Origin of the sequence: Corynebacterium pacaense (assembly GCF_900169525.1) — a bacterium.
GTDB lineage: Bacteria > Actinomycetota > Actinomycetes > Mycobacteriales > Mycobacteriaceae > Corynebacterium > Corynebacterium pacaense.
The window spans coordinates 1077286-1092025 of sequence record NZ_LT821239.1; the positions used below are offsets into that span (position 1 = coordinate 1077286).

The 14740-nt window shown below is 65.0% G+C and carries 12 protein-coding genes; 9 read left to right on the plus strand and 3 right to left on the minus strand.

The window, feature by feature from the left end; all coding sequences use genetic code 11:
- The first annotated feature begins 148 nt into the window (after positions 1-148).
- The gene (locus tag B7E02_RS05140; protein WP_080793670.1) at positions 149-1312 is read left to right on the plus strand and encodes a cystathionine gamma-synthase; all 1164 of its coding nucleotides are present in this window, start codon (positions 149-151) and stop codon (positions 1310-1312) included.
- Positions 1313-1315: 3 nt separating this feature from the next.
- Here B7E02_RS05140 and B7E02_RS05145 read toward each other — a convergent pair whose 3' ends face one another.
- A complete protein-coding gene (locus tag B7E02_RS05145) occupies positions 1316-2050 on the minus strand; it encodes a TetR/AcrR family transcriptional regulator (RefSeq protein ID WP_080793671.1) in 735 nt (244 codons plus the stop codon).
- Between the two features lie 135 nt (positions 2051-2185).
- On the opposite strand from B7E02_RS05145, the gene B7E02_RS05150 reads away from it, so the two are divergent.
- Positions 2186-2902, plus strand: coding sequence for an SDR family oxidoreductase (locus B7E02_RS05150; RefSeq protein ID WP_080793673.1), 717 nt, complete (start codon positions 2186-2188; stop codon positions 2900-2902).
- Here the strand turns inward: B7E02_RS05150 and B7E02_RS05155 are convergent.
- Together B7E02_RS05155 and B7E02_RS05160 are read right to left on the minus strand one after the other, a co-directional pair.
- Complete coding sequence (locus B7E02_RS05155; RefSeq protein WP_080793675.1) at positions 2853-3557, minus strand: DedA family protein; 705 nt, start codon at positions 3555-3557, stop codon at positions 2853-2855. The genes B7E02_RS05150 and B7E02_RS05155 overlap by 50 nt on opposite strands.
- 113 nt (positions 3558-3670) lie before the next feature.
- On the minus strand, positions 3671-5620 hold the full coding sequence (locus B7E02_RS05160) for an FAD/NAD(P)-binding protein (RefSeq protein ID WP_245802168.1): 1950 nt from the start codon (positions 5618-5620) through the stop codon (positions 3671-3673).
- Between the two features lie 189 nt (positions 5621-5809).
- Between B7E02_RS05160 and B7E02_RS05165 the strand changes: the two genes are divergently transcribed.
- From B7E02_RS05165 to crtI, 7 genes are all read left to right on the plus strand, one after another.
- Positions 5810-7549 carry a TIGR04028 family ABC transporter substrate-binding protein gene (locus tag B7E02_RS05165; protein WP_080793679.1) on the plus strand — a complete coding sequence of 580 codons (1740 nt, stop codon included), beginning with the start codon at positions 5810-5812 and terminating at the stop codon, positions 7547-7549.
- Positions 7550-8491 (plus strand): ABC transporter permease, encoded by a 942-nt coding sequence (locus B7E02_RS05170; protein ID WP_080793681.1) that lies wholly within the window; start codon positions 7550-7552, stop codon positions 8489-8491.
- 3 nt (positions 8492-8494) lie between these two features.
- Positions 8495-9346, plus strand: a complete 852-nt coding sequence (locus B7E02_RS05175) for an ABC transporter permease (protein WP_080793682.1) — start codon at positions 8495-8497, stop codon at positions 9344-9346.
- Positions 9347-9351: 5 nt separating this feature from the next.
- Positions 9352-10998 (plus strand): dipeptide ABC transporter ATP-binding protein, encoded by a 1647-nt coding sequence (locus B7E02_RS05180; protein ID WP_080793684.1) that lies wholly within the window; start codon positions 9352-9354, stop codon positions 10996-10998.
- Between the two features lie 18 nt (positions 10999-11016).
- Positions 11017-12258 carry an alkylhydroperoxidase domain protein gene (locus B7E02_RS05185; protein ID WP_080793685.1) on the plus strand — a complete coding sequence of 414 codons (1242 nt, stop codon included), beginning with the start codon at positions 11017-11019 and terminating at the stop codon, positions 12256-12258.
- An 85-nt stretch (positions 12259-12343) separates the two neighbouring features.
- A complete protein-coding gene (locus B7E02_RS05190) occupies positions 12344-13207 on the plus strand; it encodes a phytoene/squalene synthase family protein (RefSeq protein ID WP_245802169.1) in 864 nt (287 codons plus the stop codon).
- Entirely contained in the window at positions 13204-14709 is a 1506-nt protein-coding gene (gene crtI / locus B7E02_RS05195) for a phytoene desaturase family protein (protein WP_080793688.1), read from the plus strand. Before B7E02_RS05190 ends, crtI begins: the two co-directional genes overlap by 4 nt.
- The last annotated feature ends 31 nt before the right edge of the window (positions 14710-14740 follow it).

Sequence of the window (14740 nt, forward strand, 5' to 3'; positions counted from 1 at the left end):
TCGCCGCCCTGTTTTCCAGGGGAGGAGACGGGAATCCGACTGCATAAAAATGCGCGGCCCGTTGTCGATCACTGGACAGCTTGGTCTAAGGTGGCAGTGGGTCACTATGACCCTGCGCCACCTCATGAAAATCAGGAGTTGATCAACCTTGTCCAGTGCCCCGAAGAATCAGGGATTCTCCACAGCCTCCATCCACGCCGGATATGAACCGGATGAGCTCTACGGGTCGATCAACACCCCGATTTACGCATCGACAACCTTTGCGCAGAATGCACCGAACGAGCTGCGCCACGGCTACGAGTACACCAGGGTGGGCAATCCCACCATCACCGCACTTGAGCAGACCGTCGCAGCGCTCGAGGGCGCGCAGTACGGTCGGGCCTTTTCCTCCGGCATGGCCGCCACCGACGTGCTCTTCCGGATCCTGCTCAAGCCCGGTGCCCATATCATCTTGGGAAACGACGCCTATGGCGGAACCTTCCGACTGGTGGATACGGTGTTCACCGCCTGGGGCGTGGAGTACTCGGTCGTTGACACCACCGACGTCAACCAGGTCAGGGAGGCGATCCGGGAGAACACCACCCTGATCTGGGTGGAGACACCGACCAACCCCGCGCTGTCGATCACCGACATCGCCGCGGTCGCCGAGCTGACCGAGGGCACCAACGTCACACTCGTGGTGGACAACACCTTCGCCTCTCCCTACCTGCAACAGCCTCTTGAGCTCGGTGCCCACGCCGTGCTGCATTCCACGACCAAGTACATCGGCGGGCACTCCGATGTGGTCGGTGGCATCGTGGTCACCAATGACGCGGCCCTCGATGAGGAACTGCTCTTCCTCCAGGGTGGTGTCGGCCCCATCCCGGGTGTGTTCGATGCCTATCTCACGGCCAGGGGTGTCAAGACCCTCGCGGTGAGGATGGAGCGGCACTGCGACAATGCGGAGAGGATCGCCGAGTTCCTCGACTCCCGTGCGGAGGTCTCCCGGGTTCTCTACCCCGGCCTCGAATCACATCCGGGGCACGAGGTGGCCGTCAGGCAGATGCGGCGCTTCGGAGCGATGATCTCGGTGCGTTTCGCCGGTGGTGAGGAGGCCGCGAAGAAGTTCTGCACCTCGACAAGGCTCATCTGTCTCGCGGAGTCCCTCGGCGGCGTCGAGTCGCTGCTCGAGCATCCGGCCACCATGACCCACCAGTCCGCCGAGGGCTCGCAGCTGGAGGTTCCCAGGGATCTCGTGCGCATCTCCATCGGAATCGAGGACATTGAGGATCTCCTCGCCGATGTGGAGCAGGCCCTGGACCAGCTGTCCTGATCCCTATTTCGCCAGTAGGGTCTCCACATAGGCGATGCGTGCATCGACCATGTGGTTGAAAAGCTCATCGGGGGAGGAAACTGATTCCCCCAACGCCCTCCGGCTCAAGGGGGCCTCCACATCGGGGTGGGAGTCCAGCCAGGTCTCGGGGACGGGCTGGAAGATGTCGGGCCCGCGGTGCCCCGCGGGGGAAACGTAGTTGAAATCCGATGTGAGCACGAAGCTGAAGAGATCGCTAATCATCATCTCGCGGACGATCGTCGCCTCCTTGAGGCTGAGACCGATCTCGGTGAAGAAGGTGAGTGTCTTCTCCGTGGCGGCGATCCGCAGCGGCGAGCCGCCCTCGGGGGTGATCTGCTCATCGAGTTCCATCAGCAGCACACGCGGATGTCTGCCGAACTGGGCGCGCAGCGAACTCCAGAGCTCGTGAATCGACTCCCGCCAGTTCCCCGGATCGAGATCGGGAAGCTCAATCTCCGCGATCATCTTCACCCAGACGCGGTCGATGATGTCCTGGCGGTTGGTGACGTGGTTGTACAGTGCGCGGGGAGTGACTCCCATTTCGCGGGCGAGTCGGTTCATGGTGACAGCGGAGAACCCCTCACGGCCGGCGATCTCGAGCGTGCGATCGACAATGGATTCAACCGTGAGAATCCTCTGGGTCGGTCGTCCGGGACGGCGGCCGCCAGCTGGTGAAACGGCTGGGTCGGCGAAGCTCTTCACTGTTTCGCTTGGCATGCTTAAGAAGCCTACGCTTCTCTGTTGATGAACTCCACAAATTAGCTGATGTGGCAACAAAGTATTTTCAGATGGCGGACCACTTATTTATTTACAATGGTCAGGGTCCATTCACAGGAAAGGAAACCGCATTCAATGAGCAAGCCGATAGCAGTGGTCACCGGGGCAACCGGTGGCATGGGAGTCGAGATCGTCCGCGAACTTTCACAGGATCACACGGTCTATGCACTCGGAAGAAATGAGGCCGTCCTGGCCGATTTGGGGAAGCTCGACAACGTCCACGCGCTGGGCACCGATGTGGTCGCGGATCTCCTGGACGGAGGGGGCGTCGAGAAGCTCGGTTCCCTCCTGGACCTCGGGCGCGTGGACGTCCTCGTCCACGCAGCGGCCATCGCGCAGCCCTTCACCGTCGAGTCCTCGACCGTGGAGGACTGGCGTGCCCACCTCGATCTCAACGTGGTTGTCCCCGGTGAACTCAGCCGGCGGCTGCTTCCCCAGCTGCGGGCGGCGCAGGGGCTGGTCATCTTCATTAACTCCGGGGCGGGCAGCGGGGCGTTTCCCGGGAACGTCATCTACGCCGCGAGCAAACACGCCCTGCGTGCGCTGGCGGACGCCTTCCGGAAGGAGGAGGCCAACGGCGGGGTGCGGGTGAGCACCATCAGCCCGGGTCCCACCGATACGGCGATGCTGCGTGGACTCAATGATTCAACGGATGAAGAGTACAACCCCGAGCTATACATCGATCCGGTCGAGGTTGCCAGGGCGATCCGCTTCGTGGTCCGGGCGGGCAGCTCGACCCAGATCACGAATGTGGACGTACGTCCACGGGTTGAGCTGGCTGATCGGGAGTAGGGGAGAGCAGCTTCCGGGCCACACCGATGATGCCGGGCAGGACCGAGACGAACACGATCGCCAGGAAGATCGCCTCGATGTTGTTGCGCACGAAATCGATCTGACCGAGCAGCGCCCCGAGCCCGACCACACCGGCGCCCCACATGATGCCGCCGATGACGTTGAAGGTGAAAAAGGTCCGGTAGCGCATGCCCGCCATGCCGGCGACCAGCGGGGCGTAGGTGCGCACAATCGGAACGAAACGGCACAGGATGATGGTGACGGGGCCGTGGCGGTCGAAGAAGGCCTCGGTCTGGGTCAGGTAGGCGCGCTTGAAGAAACGGCCGTCGGGGCGGTTCTCCAGGTAGGGGTGGAACTTGTGGCCGATCCAGTAGCCGACCTGATCGCCGAGGATCGCCGCCAGCGGGCAGAGGATCATCACCAGCCACAGCGGGGCGAAGGGATCAGGCTGATTCGCCAGCAGTCCGCCGGTGAACAGCAGGGAATCCCCGGGAAGCAGCGGAAAGAGCAACCCCGACTCGATGAAAACGATCACCAGCATCGCAGGTAGGATGAAGTCACCGAAGGGGCCGGATCCGGAGAGCAGGTACATGGGATCCATCCAGGACGGGCCCAGCGCCAGTGTGCTCACAGAATCTGCGAGAAAAACAGTCATACGCGCAACGATACTCCGGGCGCGCCCCATTTCCCCCAGCCGCTCAGCCAGCTGCGCTGAAAGTCACAGGCCGCTGTCAGTGGCGCGGGCGGGAAGGGGGCGACCCGGCCGAATCAGCGGATCAGCCCGACGACCCGCAGCGCATCGAGTGCGGTGCGGTCGGTCTCCTGGAGCATGAGCGGATCGGTGCCCGGCATCGGTGAGATCGTGGTGTCCGCCATCTGCGCATAGGTGGGGATACCTATCAGATGCACCCTCGGGTCGATTCCACCATCGGCATGGACGATCCGCCGCGTGCCGGGGTCAACCTCCGGTGAGCCGGACGGCGCCGCGGTTCCATCGGCGGTGTGGTGGCAGAAGGGCCGCGTTCGACCGGCCTCCTCCAGCGACAGGGCCAGGGGATCGCGGGGGCAGCGGGCGTCGGGGTTGTGCATCCACGCATCGACGAGAACCGTCGACTGGAATGGCTGTTCACCCGTGGTGGGTGTGGTGATCCGCCATACCGCGCCATCCCCGATGTCCTGGACGCTGAGCTGCGGATCGGCCCCGGCGAAGGAGGCGAATCCCGCATCGACGAGGGCGAGCAGCTCCCTGGTGCGGAACAGCGGCGGCCCGGAGCCGACCATCTGACCGATCGACATCACTGCGGCGAAGCGGTTCCTGCGGGACTCGTAGGTGAACCGGCCCCCGGCTCCGAGGATGCTGCTGGGCTTGCGTGAGGCGGAGATGGACCACAGGGCGGATTTCAGCGGGCTGTCCCACGCCTCCACCGCGTTGGCGATATCCACAGCCAGGCTGGAGGCGATCCGTGCGGTCAGCACCTCCACCGGTTCCCGCACGCCCTCGAGCGGATGCTCCCAGGCGTGGAGATCGAAGACCTCGGTGCTGTGCGCGGCGAGTGCGAGCGGGATCCCGTCGACCGGGGTGGAGTCGATGACGCCGACGATCTGATCCAGGGAGGTGATGATCGCTTCGGGCCGGACCCGGGCGAGGGTGGTGTAGAAGGCCTCGTGGGCGTCGCGGGCCACCGCCGGCCACACCTGGGTGTCGTAGTCGATGCCGGCGGGGGTGGGCGATGCAGACCCCAGCTCCGCGATCACGGCGTGCAGCCGGGAGAGCTTCGCCGCCGGTGGCAGCGAGCCGTACTCGGACTTGGGCAGATAGGGGTATCCGCGCCGGGAGGAGATCAGGAAATGGGGTTCGCGTCCGGAGGGCTCATAGCGCAGCCCGGAGCGGGTCCGGGGATCCTCGTGGAAGATTCCGCCACGGTTGATGGTGCACAGCGCCATGATGTCGAAGAATCCCATGCCGAGCCCGCGGACGAGCACATGGGCGCCCTCCGGGATGTCCGCGGCGTTCTGCTCGACGGGATTGCCCGGGCGCACCCACACCAGTTCCGGATGCCGCTCCACCGCCTCCGCCAGCTCCTCCTCCTCGGCGTTCGGTGCCGGTGTCTGCCATCCGACCGCGAGAATGGTGGTGTCCGCTGTGACCTCCGTGGCGTCGTCAAGCGTGATGATGTCCCTGTCGCCCTCGCCGCGCAGTCCCACGGCCCGGGACCGGTGGATCACCACCTCGACCCACTCGGGAAGCAGCGCGAGTGCGACGTCGAGGACCCAGCGCAGGTAGGCGCCGTAGAGGGCGCGCGAGGGATTGGACCAGGGCAGTGAGCGTGCGATCTCCGGGGTGAAATCCTCCACCAGAGAGGTTGCGGGAGGAAAGGCCTCGAAGAGTTCCACCGCGGCCGGGGCGATATCGTCCGGGGCATCGCCACGCGCCATGCGGATCCATTCATACTGCGTGGGACCCTCGACGACCGGGGCGTGCACCGAGGAGCCGGGCTCGGTGAACAGCGTCACCGCACCGGCGTAGGTGTTCATGCACAGGGTGCGGGTCTGATCGGTGCGCCAGATTCTGCCCGCGCCCACCTCGGAATCCTCAATCAGGTGCAGTGTCAGATTCCCGGCGGGGGCGGAGCGCAGCGCCGCGGCGATTCGCTCGATGATGGAGATCCCCCGGGGGCCGATGCCCACGATCGCAATGTCCGCTGACTGGCTGCTCACTTGAAAACTCCTGCTCGTCGACATCAACCATCCCTGACAGACTGTGCTGTCTAGGTGGATGATACTGATTAGTCTAATATTGTGACATGTTTCAGTGAATAAATTAGCTGATCCGGAAAGCATTAGACGAATCCTGGGAGGAATCCTCAATTGTTTGCTAAGCGTACGCGTGGCAACGCCCATGAAGGGGTGGGTGGACCGAGCCGTCGATCAGGACGCACCGCTCGGTACACCCGCGTGGCGGGGGCGGTGACGGCCGCGCTGACCACCCTGGCGCTCCTGGCGGGCTGCGCCTCCTCCGCCGATGAGGACCGGAAGGGGAACTCACTGACATTCCTCGAGCCGCAGTTCTTCTCCACCCTCTACCCGCCGTCGGCGGGGTTCTATCCCAACGGCGGCGTCGTCAACAACATCGCGGACCGCCTGCTCTACCAGGACCCGCAGACCCTGCAGCTCAGCCCATGGATCGCCACCGAACTGCCGCTGGTCAATGACAACGCCACCGAATTCACCTTCACCATCCGCACCGACGTCACCTACTCGGATGGAACGCCGTTGACCGCAGAGAACGTGGTGAAGAACTTCGATCTCTACGGCAAAGGGGCCAAGGATCGCCGGCTCACCGTCTCCGAGCAGATCACCAACTATGACTACGGCGAGGTGGTGGACCGGGACACCGTCCGCTTCCACTTCACCGAACCGGCACCGGGCTTCGCCCAGGCCACCAGCTCCTTCAATGCGGGCCTGTACTCCGATTCGACCCTCGATTTCGCCAATGAGCAGTTCGCACCGGGCAACGCCACCAACATCATCGGCTCCGGTCCCTTCGTAATCACCGCGGAGACACTGGGCACCAACCTGACCCTGAGCGCCCGCGAGGACTATGACTGGGCACCTCCCGCCCGTGAGCACCAGGGAAGGGCCAGGCTCGATGAGGTTGATTATGTGCTCGCCGGTGAGGAATCGGTGCGCATCGGCGCGCTCGTGGCCGGCCAGGCCGACATCGCCCGTCAGATCGAGGCACCGGTCGAGGCTCACCTCTCCGATGAGGGCATCAACGTGGTCTCGGCGGCGACAAACGGTGTTAACAACAGCTTCAACTTCCGTTTCAAAAACCCCATTCTGCAGGACATCCGCGTCCGCCAGGCCCTGATCCACGCAATCGACCGTGAGAAGATCATGCGGGTGCTCTTCAGCCCCTCCTATCCGCTGGCCACCTCGGTGCTCGCGCGCAACGCACTCGGATACAAGGAGCAGGTAAACGCCTACGTCCACGACGTCGACGCCGCACAGCAGCTTCTCGACGCCGCCGGCTGGACCGTCGGCGAGGACGGCTACCGGAGCAAGGACGGCACCCCGCTGGAACTGACCTTCAACGAGGCACTGCCCCAACCCCGCTCCCGCGAGGTGGTCACCATGGTCCAGGAGCAACTGGCCGAGATCGGCATCAGAGTCAACCTCAATCCAGGTGACCAGGCCGCCCAGGACGCAGATTCCAAGGACCCCTCCAAGATCCAGGTCCGGCATTCGATGGTCGGCCGCGCCGACTATGACGTGCTCAAGTCGATGTACTACTCCAGCAACCGCAATGAGCTGCTGAACATGACCATGGACGGCGATCTCAAGGACATCGGCGATCCCCACCTCGAGGAGCTGCTCATGGCGATCGCCTCGAGCCCTGATGAGAATGACCGCCGGGCGGCCTCCGCCGCGGCGCAGGACTACATCACCGAACAGGCCTATGTGCTGCCGCTGTTCGAGGAACCCGTCGTCTACGGTGTGCAACCCCACGTCCGCGGATTCAATCCGGATGTCATCGGCCGGCCGAGCTTCTACGAGACCTACCTCGACTTCTCCGATCAGCAGCCCGGCGCCGACCCGCAGGCGGCCGGGGACAATGACAACGCAACACGAGAAAAGGAGGACTAGATGGGCACCGCAGAAATACTACGCCGCATCGGCCAGGCACTCGTGGTGCTCCTGGTCACCTTCACCCTGGCCTTCATCCTGCTGTCCGCACTGCCCGGGGATGCCGTCACCGCACGGTACTCGAGCCCCGACCTCGGACTGTCCCCCGAGCAGATCGAGGAGATCAGACAGTCCTACGGGGCCGACGAAACCCTGTTGGCACAGTACTTCCACACCCTCGGTGGCTTCCTGGTGGGCAATTTCGGGTACTCCGTCCAGACCGGCACCGCCGTCTCGACGATGATCGCCGAGGCCCTCCCCGGCACCCTGGCACTGGCGGTTCTCGCATTCGCGCTGGCGGTGATCCTGGCGCTGGGTATCTCCATCCTGGCGACCCTGGACCGCTTCGCCTGGATCCGATCGGTCTTCCAGATGCTGCCTCCGCTGTTCATCTCACTGCCCAGCTTCTGGCTCGGCATCATCCTCATTCAGATCGTCTCCTTCCGTCTCGGCTGGGTCCCGGTGATCGGCACCTCCACGGCGCAGGCACTGATCCTGCCCACCATCACGCTGTCCGTTCCGATCGCCGCCCCACTGGCACAGGTGCTTATCCGCTCCATCGAGGAGGTCAAGGGCCAGCCCTTCATCGCGGCGGTCCGGGCGCGCGGCGCCGGGGAGATGTGGGTTTTCTTCCGCAACATTCTGCGCAACGCACTGCTGCCCACACTGACCATCGCCGGCATTGTCTTCGGTGAGCTCGTCGGCGGCGCGGTGGTGACCGAGGCCGTCTTCGGACGCGCCGGCATCGGTGCGATGACGGTCGCGGCCGTGGCCAACCGCGATATGCCCGTCATGCTCGCCATCGTGGTCATCGCCGCCGCCGTCTATGTTCTGATCAATCTCATCGTCGACCTCCTCTACCCGGTCCTCGATGCCCGTCTGCGCCGCAGGGAAAGGGCATAAGCCATGACCAACACCACCATCGCCCCGAAGAAACCCGCAACCGGACGCCGCCGCTACTCGGCGAACCTGTGGACCCGCCCCGGCACGGTCATCGCACTTCTCGTCCTCGGCACCGCCGTTGTCATGGCCGTGCTGCCGGGTCTGTTCACCTCCCAGAATCCCTACAGCGGTGATGCCACCGCGCTGCTTGGCCCGAGCGCCGAGCACTGGTTCGGTACGGATTCGGTGGGCCGCGACCTCTACAGCCGGGTCGTCTACGGCAGCAGGGAGACCCTGCTCGGGGCACTGATCGCCGTGCTGGTCGGCCTGGTCGCGGGCACGCTGATCGGTCTGATCGCCGGCACGCGGCGGGGAATCGTGGACACCGTGCTCATGCGCGTGGTTGATGTGCTGCTGTCCATCCCAGCGCTGCTGCTGTCGCTGTCGGTGATCATCCTGCTGGGCTTCGGCACCATGAACGCGGCCCTCGCGGTCGGGGTCACCTCGGTGGCCACCTTCGCCCGCCTCGCGCGGTCCCAGGTGCTCACGGTCGCCGGCTCCGATTTCGTGGAGGCGGCCTACGGCTCCGGCGGAACCCAGACCGAGGTCCTCTTCCGGCATGTGCTCCCCAATTCTCTGACACCGGTGCTCGCCCTCGCCGCGCTGCAGTTCGGCTCCGCCATTCTCCAATTGTCCGTTCTCGGCTTCCTCGGCTACGGTGCCCCGCCGCCCACGCCGGAATGGGGTCTGCTCATCTCCGACGCCCGTGACTACATGGCCACCTCCTGGTGGCTGACCATCCTTCCCGGCCTGGTCATCGTCATCGTCGTGCTCTCCGCGAACTATCTCAGCCGCATCATCCAGAAGGAGGTCTAGCAACGATGAGCACTCAGCCATTGCTGCAGATCGAGGATCTCGTGGTGTCCTACGGCACCGCGAAGGGCCTGGTCCACGCCGTCAACAATGTCAGCCTGGAGGTCCATCCGGGACAGGTGACCGCCATCGTCGGCGAATCGGGGTCGGGCAAGACCACCACCGCGCAGGCGGTCATCGGTCTGCTCGCCGACAACGCGGAGGTGGACTCGGGGGACATACGCTTCCAGGGCAGGTCGCTGGTCGGTCTGAGCCCGAGGGAGTGGGCGGGGATCCGCGGCGCCAGGATCGGTCTGATCCCGCAGGATCCCAACAACTCACTCAACCCCGTCGCCACCATCGGCGCCTCGGTGGGGGAGGGACTCGCGATTCACAAACGCGGAAACGCGGCGGAACGCAAGCGCCGCGTGATTGAACTCCTGGACCGCGTCGGCATAGACAATCCCGAGGTGCGCTACAGGCAGTACCCCCACGAACTGTCCGGAGGCATGAAGCAGCGAGCCCTGATCGCCGCGGCCATCGCCCTGGAACCGGATCTGATCATCGCCGACGAGCCGACCTCGGCCCTGGATGTCACGGTGCAGAAGATCATCCTCGATCTCCTCGAGGACATGCAGTCCGAACTGGGCATGGGCATCCTCTTCATCACCCATGACCTCGCGGTTGCCGGCGATCGCGCCGACCGCATCGTGGTGATGCGCAAGGGTGAGGTCCGGGAGTCCGGTTACGCCGCCGCGGTGCTCACCGATCCCAAGGATCCCTACAGCAGACAGCTGCTCGCCGATGCCCCCTCGCTGACCATCGGTGACATCCCCGCCCGGGTTCCGGCCGTGGATCCGGCGATTGCCGCGGAAAAGGGGCCGTTGCTGGTGGTGGACAAGGTCAGCAAGGAATACGCCCGCGGCAACTCCGATCCCTTCCGCGCAGTCGATGAGGTTTCATTCACCGTGCTGCCCGGAACCACCCACGCGGTCGTGGGGGAGTCCGGCTCCGGCAAAACCACCATCGGGCGTGCGATCTCCGCCTTCACCGACCCCACCTCCGGGTCAATCACCATCGGTGGCACCGAGGTGACCACCCTCGGCAGAGCCGAGCGGCGGGAGCTGCGCAGGAAGGTGCAGCTGGTATACCAGAACCCCTACTCCTCGCTCGACCCCCGTCAGACCATCGGCGCCACCATCGGTGAGCCGCTGCGCAACTTCACCTCTTTATCGAAGCGGCAGATAGCAGGGAAGGTCGAGCACTACCTGGATCTGGTGGCACTGGACCCGCAGCTGGCCTCCCGGCGCCCCAGCGAACTCTCCGGCGGTCAGCGCCAGCGGGTGGCCATCGCGCGTGCGATGATCCTCGAACCCGAACTGGTGGTCTTCGACGAGGCCGTCTCCGCACTCGATGTCACGGTGCAGGCGCAGATTCTCCGGCTGCTCGATGAGCTCCAGCGCGAGCTCGGTCTGACCTACGTCTTCATCTCCCACGACCTCGCCGTGGTACGAGAGATCTCCGATACCGTCTCGGTGATGAGCCACGGCAGGCAGGTCGAATCCGGACCGACCTCCGAGGTTTTCAACAATCCGCGGACCGACTTCACCAGACAACTCATCGACGCCATCCCCGGTTCGCGCTACCGTGGTGGGGATCTCAACCTTGGTCTATAAATAGGAGTTGTTCATTACATGCCCGATATCATAGATATGCTGGTGGGCGCGGATCTTCCCGAGCTGCGCGATAACCGACCCCAGGCCCGCGACAACGCCCAGAAGAGCTTCGAGGCGCTGCTCGAGCCGACCGACCCCGGCACCTTCACCTTCGGAGAGCGCTACGCCGTGGCCACCTATGTCTCCGGTCTGCACCGCTTCGACCCCGCCGTCGACCTGTATTCCGAGCTGCTTCTCGACGACGCCCCCGCCCACCTGGCCGCCGCGGTCACCGACGCCATCGGGGCGGGCCTCTCGGCCGGTCCCTACGGGACCTACCGCGAGCCCGGCCTGGCAGCGGAATCACGTCCCGGGGGTTCGCTGCGCAACGACGTCGACAAGCTCGGTGGGCGCCTCGCCGCGGCCTTCGACTACGCACACCTGCTGGTCTTCCACCCCCGCGATTCCCGCCCGGAGGTCCTGGGAAGGCTCTCGGCCGCGGGCTGGAGCGCCGATGACACCGTCTCCCTCGCGCAGCTGATCAGCTTCCTGACCTTCCAGCTGCGTGTCGCATACGGACTGCGTACCCTCAACGGCGAGAACATCGAGGTCACCGACTCCGCGAGGTTGAGCATCCCCGAAGCGGAGTGGACGCTCTCGGACGCAGGCTTTCCCATCACGACCTATCCCGCGCTCAACCGCCCGGAGCGTTTTGTCAACCACGCGCTGGGTTGGCGGCCGTGGGTGCCGCCGCTGGACAAGGCAGATCTGACAGCGGAACAGATGGACTCGCTCATTCAGCCCGAGCGTGCCGATATGCCCTATTTCCGCCTGCTCGCACGGGATCCGAGAGCCTTGAAGGCGCGCACCCTGACCGATCTGGACATCTTCTTCAACACCGAGGGCGAGGGTATCGGCCGCGCCGAGCGTGAGCTCGCCGCCACCGTCACCTCGCGTTTCAACGGCTGCGTCTACTGCGCCTCGGTGCACGCCGGACGTGCCGAGGAGGAGTCGGGGAGGACGGATGACATCAACGCGCTCATCGAGCAGGGTGTGGATGCCGATCTCGGCTCCGATCAGTGGAACGCCATCCGGGATGCGGCCCGTGCACTGACCCGCACCCCGATGCGCTTCAACCGCGAATCCATCAGCTCCCTGCACGGGGTCGGATTCACGGATCTGCAGATCGTCGATCTGATCAACTCCACGGCCTTTTTCAACTGGGCGAACCGACTCATGCTCTCCCTTGGGGAGCCCGAGGTACCCTGGCGCTTCCTCTAGGGTGCGGCCCCCAACCGTCGCCGACCCCGCTTTTTCCTCCCCATCCCCAAGGCGGTAGAGTGACTTGGGTGGATGGGAGGTTGATGTGCCAGGTCAGAGCGAGTTTCTAGAGCGCTTCACCCGGATGAGCAGGCGTTCGGCCGCCGGCGTCATCTCCACATATTCCACCAGTTTCACCGTGGCCAGCAGATTGCTCTCACCACGGATCCGCCGGGATATCGAGGCGCTCTACGCGGTGGTGCGCATCGCCGATGAGATCGTGGACGGCACCGCCGCCGCAGCCGGCTGCACGCCGGGGCAGGTGCGGGGCCTCCTCGAAAACTACGAGGAGCTCGTCCTGGGATCGCTGGGATGCGGTTTCAGTGCCGACCCGATCGTGCACGCCTTCGGGGCCACCGCCAGAGCCTGTGACTTCGACCCGGGGCTGTTGCGTTCCTTCTTCGCCGCGATGCGCCGGGATCTGACCAGGCAGGTCTACGATCCGCGCGAGCTGGGGACCTACATCTATGGCTCGGCCGAGGTCATCGGATTGCTGTGCCTGGACATCTTCCTGCGTGAAACCGACACCTCCCCGGCCGACCGCGCGCGCATGGAACAGGGGGCCCGCAGGCTGGGTTCGGCGTTCCAGAAGATCAACTTCCTGCGCGACCGTGCGGAGGACGCCCAGCTGCTCGGCAGGACCTACCTGCAGGCGGTCGGTGAGGAGGGTAAGCAGGAGCTGCTCCTTGACATCCGTGCGGATCTCGACGCCGCCCGGGCCAGCATCCCGCTGCTGCCCCTCGGCGCGCGGGCGGGCGTGCGGGCGGCAACCGAACTCTATGACCGTCTGCTCGAACTCATCGACGGTGCTCCGCTGGAGGAGCTGAGTTCCACCCGCATCCGGGTTCCAGCATCAACCAAGGCCGGTCTCGCGGTGACGGCCGTGTTCAAGGAGGTTCTCCGAAGATGAAGGTAGCCATTATCGGTGCGGGAGTGGCGGGACTGGCGACAGCTGCCCTGCTCACCCGCGAGGGACACGAGGTCGACATCATTGAGCAACGCGGGGAGGTGGGCGGACGCGCCGGATCCTTCGCCTCCCAGGGCTTCCGCTGGGACACCGGGCCCAGCTGGTACCTCATGCCCGACGCCTTCGAGCACTTCTTCCGGCTCTGTGGCACCTCCACCGAGGAGCAGCTCGAGCTGGTCGACCTGAGCCCCGCCTACCGCATCATCGATGAACACGGTGAGGTCGTCGATGTCAGGACAGGGGAAGCCGAGGACCTCTTTGAATCCAGGGAGCCGGGGGCCGGACAGCGGCTGCACGTCTACCTCGACTCCGCATCCCGCATATATCAACTGGCCATCGACGGCTTTCTCTACACCACCTTCAGTGATTTCAGCCCCTACTTCACCCTCGACATGCTGCGCCGGATCCCACAACTGCTCGCCAGCCTGTGCACATCGCTGAAGGTGAAGGTCAACACCACCTTCTCCGATGTCAAGCTCCGCCAGATTCTCACCTATCCGGCGGTGTTCCTCTCCACGCATCCCGAGAGCACCCCAGCGCTCTACCACCTGATGAGCCACACCGACCTGGTTCAGGGCGTGAACTACCCGCTCGGTGGGTTCGCCGCGGTGGTGCGCAGCCTCGCCGCGCTTGCCGACGCCTCCACCGTCCACCTCAACACCGAGGTGACGGGAATACGCACGGAGGGCTCCCGGGTCACCGGGGTGGACACCGATTCCGGATTCATCGCCGCGGACATCGTGGTCAGTACGGCGGATCTGCACTTCACCGAGACCCGGCTGCTCCCGGAGCACCTGCGCACCCTGCCGGAGCGCAGGTGGGCGCGGCGCCAACCGGGTCTGGGTACCGTGCTGATCCTCGCCGGCGTGCGGGGCGAGCTTCCCGAGCTGCTCCACCACACCCTGTTGTTCAGCTCCGACTGGGACGATGATTTCCGCACGGTTTTCGATGCCACCTCGGGTGCCTCCGAATCCATCTACATCTCAAAGACCTCCGCCACCGACCCCGGGGTCGCCCCCGAGGGACACGAGAACCTGTTCATCCTGGTGCCGGTGCCCGCCGAGGTCTCGCTGGGACACGGTGATCTCCATGGCCGGGCGGACGGACAGGTCGAGGCGATCGCCGAGGCGGCGCTCGCCCAGATAGAGCGCTGGGCGGGAATCCCCGACCTGCGGGAGCGCATCGTGGTCTCAAGGACCATCGGGCCCGCCGATTTCGCGGATCAGTACAACGCCTGGTCGGGAGGGAGCATCGGATACTCGCACACTCTCGGCCAGTCGGCCTTCCTCCGTGGCTCGAACAGATCGGCACGGGTGGACGGGCTCTACTACGCCGGCGCGACCACGGTGCCCGGGGTGGGTGTGCCCATGTGTCTGATCTCCGCGGAGAACGTGGTCAAACGCCTGCGCGGTGATACCACCATCGGCCCCCTCGGCACCGACTGAACACCCGGGATCCCCCGGGGTCGGGGACACC

What these genes read in the sequence shown, in the direction of transcription:
- B7E02_RS05145 (WP_080793671.1), bottom strand. Translation starts at nt 2,050, where the DNA reads ATGCCAAGCGAAACAGTGAAGAGCTTCGCCGACCCAGCCGTTTCACCA.
- B7E02_RS05150 (WP_080793673.1), top strand. Translation starts at nt 2,186, where the DNA reads ATGAGCAAGCCGATAGCAGTGGTCACCGGGGCAACCGGTGGCATGGGA.
- B7E02_RS05155 (WP_080793675.1), bottom strand. Translation starts at nt 3,557, where the DNA reads ATGACTGTTTTTCTCGCAGATTCTGTGAGCACACTGGCGCTGGGCCCG.
- B7E02_RS05170 (WP_080793681.1), top strand. Translation starts at nt 7,550, where the DNA reads ATGGGCACCGCAGAAATACTACGCCGCATCGGCCAGGCACTCGTGGTG.
- B7E02_RS05175 (WP_080793682.1), top strand. Translation starts at nt 8,495, where the DNA reads ATGACCAACACCACCATCGCCCCGAAGAAACCCGCAACCGGACGCCGC.
- B7E02_RS05180 (WP_080793684.1), top strand. Translation starts at nt 9,352, where the DNA reads ATGAGCACTCAGCCATTGCTGCAGATCGAGGATCTCGTGGTGTCCTAC.
- B7E02_RS05185 (WP_080793685.1), top strand. Translation starts at nt 11,017, where the DNA reads ATGCCCGATATCATAGATATGCTGGTGGGCGCGGATCTTCCCGAGCTG.
- crtI (WP_080793688.1), top strand. Translation starts at nt 13,204, where the DNA reads ATGAAGGTAGCCATTATCGGTGCGGGAGTGGCGGGACTGGCGACAGCT.